The following is an 8,444-nucleotide window of genomic DNA, read 5'->3' as shown; positions in this document are numbered from 1 at the left end:
CATCTCCCCGTACTTCGTGACGGACCCGGAGCGCATGGAGGCCGTCCTCGACGACGCCTACGTGCTCCTGGTGAGCTCGAAGATCTCGGCGGTCAAGGACCTGCTGCCGGTGCTCGAGAAGGTCATGCAGGGCGGACGCCCGCTCGCGATCATCTCCGAGGACGTCGAGGGCGAGGCCCTCGCCACGCTGGTGGTCAACAAGATCCGCGGCACGTTCAAGTCGGTGGCCATCAAGGCGCCGGGCTTCGGCGACCGCCGCAAGGCGATGCTGCAGGACATGGCGATCCTCACCGGTGGCCAGGTCATCAGCGAAGAGGTCGGCCTCAAGCTCGAGGGCACGACGCTCGACCTGCTGGGCCGCGCCCGCAAGATCGTCGTCACCAAGGACGAGACCACGATCGTCGAGGGTTCGGGCGCCAAGGCCGACGTCACCGGTCGGATCCAGCAGATCCGCAACGAGATCGACAACACCGACTCCGACTACGACCGTGAGAAGCTCCAGGAGCGGCTGGCGAAGCTCGCCGGCGGTGTCGCGATCATCAAGGTCGGCGCCGCGACCGAGGTCGAGCTCAAGGAGAAGAAGCACCGCATCGAGGACGCGGTGCAGACGACCAAGGCCGCGGTCGAGGAGGGCGTCGTGCCCGGCGGTGGCGTGGCGCTGCTCCGTGCGCAGGCCAAGGTGCTCGAGCTCGCCGGCACCCTCGCGGGTGACGAGGCGACGGGTGCGCGCTTGGTGGCCCGGGCGCTCGAGGAGCCGCTGAAGCAGATTGCGCTGAACGCGGGTCTCGAGGGTGGCGTCATCGTGGAGAAGGTCCGCAGCCTCAAGGGTGCGCACGGCCTGAACGCGTCGACCGGTGAGTACGAGGACCTCGTGAAGGCGGGCGTCATCGACGCCGCCAAGGTGACCCGCTCGGCGCTGCAGAACGCGGCGTCGATCGCGGCGCTGTTCCTCACCACCGAGGCCGTCATCGCCGACAAGCCCGAAGAGAAGGGTGCCGGCGCCGGTGCCGGCGGCGGCATGCCCGACATGGGCGGCATGGGCGACTTCTAAGTCGTCACCGTTCCCGCGAGTCTGTTGCGGGCCGCCCTTCGGGGCGGCCCGCTTCGCGTTCGCACGTGGTCCCGGAGCGTGATCACGTCGTACGCTCTGCGCCGCGGAGGGACGCGAAGCTCGGGGGAGTCAGGGATGGGACCTCGTCGTGTGCGACACATCGCGCTCGTCGGCGCGCTGGTCGTCGGGATCGTTGCGGTGCCCGCGACGACCGGGTCCGCGCGTCCGACTCGTAACACTCCCGCCGCGCCGACCGTCGTGCACCATGCGACGACGAAGGCGCACACGCTCGCGACACCGGGATTGAAGACGATCGAATCGATCAGCCTCACGGCGGGCAACTGGTCGATCTTCGCCAAGGCCACCGCGATCGATCCGAGCGGCGGCGACTTCTTCCGCTGCACGCTGGTCGCGACGAGCCCGACGACGCAGCTCGACGGCGCGACGACGTCGTTGAACCCCACGGTGACGCGCGACGTCATCACGAACATCACGGTGTTCAAGACAAAACACGCGGTCACGATCCAGCAGCGGTGCGGTCACGATGTCGACGGCGGCGACGCCGGCTCGATCGACGCGGGCGCAAGCGTCGTCGCGTTCCTCACTCCCGCGACGCGGGTGCGCACGGCCCGCACGACGGCGCAGACGCCGCTGCCGAACCGTGAGTTCTCCGGAGTCGCGAACCTGAGCCTGCCGAAGGGGAACTGGGTCGTCGTCGCGAAGGTCACGCCCGTCGACCTCACGGGCTCGGAGGGCGTAGATCTCTGCCGGCTGGGTTCCGCGCCCGACTTCCAGCGCGTGCTCGGGCCGAGCGCGAGCGGTGACCACGGCGTGTCGACCATGGTGCAGGTCCAGCCGATCTCGGTCTCCACGACGACGACGTTCACGCTCGAGTGCGAAGCCGCGACCGACGGCAACTATCTGGATCCCGGGAGCGTCTTGTGGGCGTGGAAGGCGACGCACCTGGCCTCGGCGACGTCGGCGGCGCCGAACCAGTGCCCGCTCACGCTGTCCGCCGCCGCGACCTCCGACGCGCTGGTCCTGAACCAGCAGGTCTGCGACGTCGGGAACGGCAGCTTCCCGACGGAGATCGCCGGTGCGCATCTCGACGCGGGCACGTGGGTCGCGCTCGGTGCGTTCGACGACCTCTGGCCGAGGGACCCGAACGTTGTGCGCTGTCAGCTGCTCAACGCATCGAAGGGCAAGCAGTTCGACGTGTCGAGCGCGGCATTGCAGTACCCGGGGTTCTCCACGACCGGCATCACCAATCTCGGCGTGGTGGTCGTCCCGAAGCACGTCGACATCGAAGCGCGCTGCGGTCAGGACGGTGCTGGTGATCCGGCCGTCAGTGCGGAGAGCGGCTGGGGGTTCATCAAGCCATGAGACGCGCAACGTTCCTCGCATTCGTCGTGCTCCTCGGCGCGATCGCGGCGACGGTTCCTTCGTCGTCGACCCCTGCGACCGCCGCGCCGCCGACCGTCGTGAGCGCGACGAATCCGAACTCCGTCTCGCTCACGAGTCCCGGCCTGTTCGTCGTGCAGTCGATCACGATCCCGAAGGGCACCTGGACGCTTGTCGGCAAGGCGTCGGTCATCAACGCGGGTACGTCGGGCGATTTCTTCCGGTGCCAGCTCGTCGACACGACGCATGCGACCGCGCTCGATGGCGCGACCACGTTCCTGAATCCCTCGATCCCGTACGACGTCGTCACGAACCTCGCCGTCTTCACCGCGACCGGTCGCGTCACGATCACGCAGGAGTGCGGGCACGACGGCACCGCGGGCAACGCGGGGGGCTTCGTCGACGGCGAGTCGAACCTCGTCGCGTTCGCGGCCACGCCGCAACGCGTGCGCGTCGCGACCGCGGGTGCGCAGACGGATCTGCCCTCCGGTGTCAACAAGGGCGTGCTGACCCTCACGCTGCCGCCGGGCGCGTGGGTCGTTCTCGCGAAGGTCACGCCGGTCGTGTTGTCGGCGGCGTCGGTCCAGGTCGTTTGCAGCGACGAGGCGGTGAACGGTGGCGCGCAGCGTGAGCTCGGCACCTCGAGCGGGCTGCACGCGGCGAGCACGATTTTCGACGCGGGCGAGTTGAAGGCGGCGAAGCGCAAGACGGTGCATCTGAATTGCACGGCGGCGGGCAGCGGCGCGTACATCGATCCCGGTGCCGTGCTCTTCGCGTGGAAGGCGACGACGGTGAAGCGCGCGTCGTCATCGACGTGCCCGGTGGACGGGACGACGGCGGCCGCCACCGATGCGCTCGTGCTCACGCAGACGGGGCAGTGCTTGCTCGCGCCGGGAACCCGCTCGAGCCCGCTCGCGCATGCGCAGCTCCAGCCCGGCACTTGGGTCGCGCTCGGCGGCGCGTTCGACATCGCGTCGCAGGGTCTGAACATCGGCCGCTGCGAGCTCTACGAGCCGAAGCAGATGCTCCTGCTCGACAGCAGCGGCGCATCGATGTCGGCGGTCGCCGGCTACCCGATCACCGGGCTCGCGAACCTCGCGGTCGTGAAGACGACGCGCGCGCGTGCGGTCGACGCTGATTGTGGCGAGGACCGCGAAGGTGCGACCGGGTTCAGCACGGGCGCGAGCTGGGTCTTCGTCAAGCCGTGAACGATCCGTCGCTCGCGCGCGACGATCCGGTGGCGTGAACGGAACATCGCGCGACGCGCGGTAGCGTTGATGCATGCAAGAGGTGCGTCCGTCGATCGGGTGGGGTGTGCTGCACCTCTTCTACCGGGTCGACCACGAGCGAGCGACGCGTGAGCCCGGCGCGGCGAAGCGCGTGCTCGACGCGATCGCCGCGCTCGAGGAGTCGGGCCACCAGGCGATCGTGTTCACCGTGCTCGGGCACAAGGCCGATCTCGGCTTCATGGTGCTCGGTCCCGACCTCGCCCGGCTGCAGGAGTTCCAGCACGAGTTGAGCGCCACACCGCTCGACGGGGTGTGGTCGTACGTGTCGCTCACCGAGAAGTCGGAGTACACGTCGACGGCCGACGACGAGCGCGCACGCCTCGTCGCCGAGGGTTTGAAGGGCGCGGAGCTCGAGGAGAAGGTCGCGGCGTTCGGCGAGCGCATGGAGCACTACGTCGACGCGCGGTTGCATCCGCAACTCCCGCAGCGCGCGGTGCTGGGCTTCTATCCGATGTCGAAGCGACGCGATGCCGGCGCCAACTGGTACGAGCTGCCGTTCGCGGAGCGGAAGCGTCTGATGGGCGGCCACGCGCGCGTCGGTCGCACCTACGCGGGGCGCGTGCTCCAGCTCATCACCGGCTCGACCGGTCTCGACGACTGGGAGTGGGGCGTCACGCTCCTCGCCGACGACCCGGTCGTGCTGAAAGAGATCGTGAACGAGATGCGCTTCGACGAGGCGTCGGCGAAGTACGCGGAGTTCGGTCCCTTCTACACCGGTCTCGTCCTCGACCCCGCCGATGCGCTCGCGCGTGTCGGCATCGCGGGGGAGCAACCGTGACGCAACCGGCGCGGCTGTTCGTGAACTTTCCCGAGGACCTCGTCGCGAAGCCGATGATCTACGAGATCATCCGCCGCTTCGACGTGGTGCCGAACATCCGGCGCGCCAACGTCGAGGCGCACACCGGTTGGATGATCCTCGAGCTCGACGGTCCGACCGGTGCGCGTGACTCCGCGATCGACTGGCTCATCGGCCAGGGCTGCACCGTGAATCCCATGGAAGGTGACGTCGTCGCCGGCTGACGACCTCGCGCACGCGAGCGCAGAGATCGTTGCCGGCGTCGAACGGTGTGCACCGGAATGGGTCGTCGCTTCGGTGACGCGCATCGTCGACTTGTGGGGACGCCTCGACGACGCCGCGCGCGCGGCCGCGATCGCCGCAGCCCAGGCGGCCGCGGGTCCGGCCGCGGCGCGCGTCGTCGCCGACCTGCGCGCATTGTTCGCGCTCGACGCCGCCGCGCAGCGGACGACACCGTTGCAGCTCGTGCGCGGTCTCGTGCCCGTGCCGACTGCGGTGCTGCGCGCGGCCGGCGTGCCCGAGGTCGAACGCGACGAGTTCGACGCGCGCGCGTTTCCCGACGACGACTACGACCTCGCGCCGCGCACGCTCGGCGATCTCGGTGATCCCGATCTCGGACCGCTCCTGCTCGCGTGGGGACTCGCGAAGGCCGCGGTGCTGCGCGAGCGCCGTGCGGCGGAGACAGATTCGGAATCGCCGTAGTCTCCTGCGCATGGCTGACGACGTTGCGTACTCCGCTTCGGCATCGGATCTCTTGCGCTGGTCCGAGGCGCTCTCGGGCATCGCGCGCACGGGACTCGGCTTCACGCAGAGCCTGTACGAGCGCGAGCGCTTCGACGAGGTGTTGCACATCGCGGCCGACATTCGTCACGCGGCGATCGAAGAAGCCGAAGGCGACGTGCTCTACGACGAGTGGCTCACGACGGTCGGCAACGGCGTGCCCGGCTACGTCACTCCGAAGACCGCGGTCGCGGCGATCGTCGGCAACGAGAACGGTGAGCTGTTGCTGACACAGCGCGCCGACTCCGGCATCTGGCTGTATCCCGTCGGGTGGGCCGACGTCGGCTATTCACCGTCGGAGATCGCGGTGAAAGAGGTGTACGAGGAGACCGGTATCGAGGTCGAGCCGGTCTCGCTGATCGCGGTGCTCGACGGGTTGCGCCTCGGCTTCGCGCGCGTGCCGATGTACTCGATGGTCTTCCACTGCCGGATGATCGGTGGCGAGCTCAACGGTCACCCGCTCGAGACGCGCCAGGTCGGCTTCTACGCGCGCGACCGCCTGCCGCAGCCGCTCGCGGGCGCGCACCGCTGGGCCGAGCTCGCGTTCGCCGCGATCGACGGCGAGACGCGTCCGTGCAGCTTCGACGCGCCGCGCACGCCGCCGTGGAGGGCGTGACGCGCGCCTACTGCGACGCGGTCGGTTTCAGCTGCGCGAGCAGTAACTCGACGATCGAGACCTGGCCCATGGTCTTCTCCCACGCGTCGCCGATCGCCTCGTGGTCGACGAGCCCGGCCGCGTCCGGCGCGCGTCCGAGCACTTCGGCGGCCGCGGCCGCGAGCGTCGCGGGTTCCATCTCGTCGCCGTACGCGGCGTAGCACTCGAGCCCGTCCCACAATGTGGTGAGCGCGCGCGTCTCGCTCCCGAGCGGCAGCGCGCCGGCATCGGCACCGGCCGCGACCGCGTCGACGACCGCGTCCCACACGTCGTAGTGCGTCAGGCCGTCGGGCACGCGGTACGCCGACACCGGGTGCAGCCGCCACTCGAGCTCGACCCCGTTCGGGCCGTCGGCGCTGAGCCAGGTCTGCGATCCGTTCACGTACGAGTCGACCGGGATGCCGAGGCCCCCGTCGAGCGCGGCCACGAGTCCCACGTCGATCAGCCACAGCGCGGTCGGCGTGCGCGTCCCCATCGGCGCGGAGGCTAGATGGGTGCGGGTGATCCGTCGGCATCGATGTTCGCCACTCGATCGCGGACACGCTCGCCCGCGTGACCTGCAGAAAGGCGCCGCGCGAAGCGCCGGCCGTAACATCGACGGCGTGACCGACGTCGCGCCGAAGCAGGCATTGGAGGGGGCTCGACCCCACAAGTCCGAGCAGGACGCGGCGTCGGACGAGATCGTCGAGGTCGCGCCGGGCGTGCTGCGCATGCAGCTGCCGATCTGGATGCCGGGCCTCGGCCACGTGAACATGTACGGCCTCGTCGACGACAAGGGCCTCGCGGTCGTCGACCCGGGCCTTCCCGGTCCGCAGTCGTGGAAGGCGCTCAAGCAACGCCTGTCGGCCGCGGGCTTTCGCATGCGCGACGTGCACACCGTGATCGTCACGCACTCGCACCCCGATCACTTCGGCGGCGCGGGCCGGCTCGCGAAGCAGGCCGGCGCACCGATCGTCACGCACCACGCGTTCTCGACGTGGACGGTGAAGGGCCCGACCGCGCAGCGGGCCCTGAGCGAGGGCGAAGCCCGCCGGCTCGAGCACGAAGCCGCAATGGTCGCGCAGTCGGTCGACGTGAATCCCGACGAGATCCCGACCGTCGCCGACGAGGCCGCAGCCGGCGTCATCCCCGACGACACGTCGGAGACCGAGACCACGTCGAAGCCGTGGGGCACGCCGACGCCGTGGGGAACCACCAACCCGGGGCCGCCGTTCAAACGCCGGGTGATGATCCGCGCCCTGCGCATGCTGTTCACGCCGCCGGAGCCGACCCAGCGCGTGCACCACGGTGAGCACCTGCGGCTCGCCGACCGCGAGTGGCAGGTGCTGCACACGCCCGGCCACACCGTCGACCACCTCTGCCTGTTCGACCCCGAGACCGGCACGCTGCTCGCAGGCGACCACGTGTTGCCGACGATCACGCCGCACGTGTCGGGTGTAAGCCGCGGCGATTCGCTGCGCTCGTACCTCGCCACGCTCGACCTCGTCGGTCAGCTCGACGGGGTGAAGCTCGGGCTCCCCGCGCACGGCGTGCCCTTCGACGACGTCCCCGGACGCGTCGACGCGATCAAGCGCCATCACGAAGAGCGGATGGAGATGCTGCGCGAGGCGTCACTCGCGATCGGCGCCGCGACCGTCGTCGATCTCTCGCACGAGGTCTTCCCCAAGAAGCACTGGGGCACGATGGCCGAGAGCGAGACCTTCGCCCACCTCGAGCACCTCGCGCACGCGGGCCAGGCCGAAGCGTGGAGCGAAGACGGCCGGCTCTACTACCGCGTCGCGCCCCGCAGTTAGCGAGCGCGCGCCGTTGCCTACGGCTTGACGGTCGTGGGCGTCGGCTTGGTGGCCGGCGGCTTCGTCGTCGTGGTGACCGCGGGTGCGGTGGTGGTGGTCGTGGCCGGCGTCGGCGGGCGTACGCCGAGCGCGTGCGACGGTGTTCCGACGACGTAGACCGCCATGCCCGTGTGCAGGTAGTTGTGGAAGTAGTCGGCGACCTTCATCGGGATGCGCACGCACCCGTGCGACGCCGCGTGGTTCGGCACCTCGGGGTAACCGTGGATCGCGATTCCACCGTTGAAATAGAAGGGTTTGTAGAGGTGACCAAGCTTGCTGGTGCGCCAACCGTTGATGTAGTGCGTGAACGCGAACTTGCCCGGCGGCGTCACCGCGTACTGGCAACCCGAGTCGCCACCGCAGAACGCGTAGCCCCCGCCGGTCGAGACGGTGACGATCTGCTTGATCCAGTTGTTCTGGTAGAGCACGAGGTACTGGTTGTCGAGCGACACCTCGACGCGGTTCGGATCCGCGTTCGTGGTGAGCGGCTTCGGCCACTTGAACCACGTGAGGTCGTACTGCACCGCGTTGCCGATGTCGCCGTCGCGCGGGAGGCCGTAGATCTTCTCCACCGCATCGACCGCGTACGCGGTCGACTGGTCGTACACGCCGTCGACCGGACCCGGGTCGATGTGCAACT

10 protein-coding genes are annotated in these 8,444 nt (G+C 69.5%); 8 read left to right on the top strand and 2 right to left on the bottom strand.

Going from position 1 to position 8,444, the window contains the following annotated elements; genetic code table 11:
* From groEL to VH914_12835, 7 genes are all read left to right on the top strand, one after another.
* On the top strand, window positions 1-1,051 hold a 1,051-nt coding region (groEL, locus tag VH914_12865; protein HEX4492091.1), incomplete at its 5' end, for a chaperonin GroEL.
* 135 nt (window positions 1,052-1,186) lie between these two features.
* Complete coding sequence (locus VH914_12860; protein ID HEX4492090.1) at window positions 1,187-2,434, top strand: hypothetical protein; 1,248 nt, start codon at window positions 1,187-1,189, stop codon at window positions 2,432-2,434.
* Window positions 2,431-3,660 (top strand): hypothetical protein, encoded by a 1,230-nt coding sequence (locus tag VH914_12855; GenBank protein ID HEX4492089.1) that lies wholly within the window; start codon window positions 2,431-2,433, stop codon window positions 3,658-3,660. Before VH914_12860 ends, VH914_12855 begins: the two co-directional genes overlap by 4 nt.
* A 73-nt stretch (window positions 3,661-3,733) precedes the next feature.
* Window positions 3,734-4,519 carry a chlorite dismutase family protein gene (locus VH914_12850; GenBank protein HEX4492088.1) on the top strand — a complete coding sequence of 262 codons (786 nt, stop codon included), beginning with the start codon at window positions 3,734-3,736 and terminating at the stop codon, window positions 4,517-4,519.
* Complete coding sequence (locus tag VH914_12845) at window positions 4,516-4,761, top strand: NIL domain-containing protein (protein ID HEX4492087.1); 246 nt, start codon at window positions 4,516-4,518, stop codon at window positions 4,759-4,761. Before VH914_12850 ends, VH914_12845 begins: the two co-directional genes overlap by 4 nt.
* Complete coding sequence (locus tag VH914_12840) at window positions 4,742-5,239, top strand: hypothetical protein (GenBank protein ID HEX4492086.1); 498 nt, start codon at window positions 4,742-4,744, stop codon at window positions 5,237-5,239. Before VH914_12845 ends, VH914_12840 begins: the two co-directional genes overlap by 20 nt.
* A gap of 10 nt (window positions 5,240-5,249) precedes the next feature.
* Window positions 5,250-5,933, top strand: a complete 684-nt coding sequence (locus tag VH914_12835) for an NUDIX hydrolase N-terminal domain-containing protein (protein ID HEX4492085.1) — start codon at window positions 5,250-5,252, stop codon at window positions 5,931-5,933.
* Between the two features lie 7 nt (window positions 5,934-5,940).
* Here the strand turns inward: VH914_12835 and VH914_12830 are convergent, their stop codons facing one another.
* On the bottom strand, window positions 5,941-6,447 hold the full coding sequence (locus VH914_12830) for a hypothetical protein (protein ID HEX4492084.1): 507 nt from the start codon (window positions 6,445-6,447) through the stop codon (window positions 5,941-5,943).
* Window positions 6,448-6,574: 127 nt separating this feature from the next.
* On the opposite strand from VH914_12830, the gene VH914_12825 reads away from it, so the two are divergent.
* Window positions 6,575-7,765 carry an MBL fold metallo-hydrolase gene (locus tag VH914_12825; GenBank protein ID HEX4492083.1) on the top strand — a complete coding sequence of 397 codons (1,191 nt, stop codon included), beginning with the start codon at window positions 6,575-6,577 and terminating at the stop codon, window positions 7,763-7,765.
* Between the two features lie 17 nt (window positions 7,766-7,782).
* On the opposite strand, the gene VH914_12820 is transcribed toward VH914_12825, so the two are convergent.
* On the bottom strand, window positions 7,783-8,444 hold a 662-nt coding region (locus VH914_12820; GenBank protein HEX4492082.1), incomplete at its 5' end, for a L,D-transpeptidase family protein.

The sequence above is a fragment of the Acidimicrobiia bacterium genome (assembly GCA_036271555.1).
Classification (GTDB): domain Bacteria; phylum Actinomycetota; class Acidimicrobiia; order IMCC26256; family PALSA-610; genus DATBAK01.
This window is presented reverse-complemented; position numbering and strand designations above follow the sequence as displayed.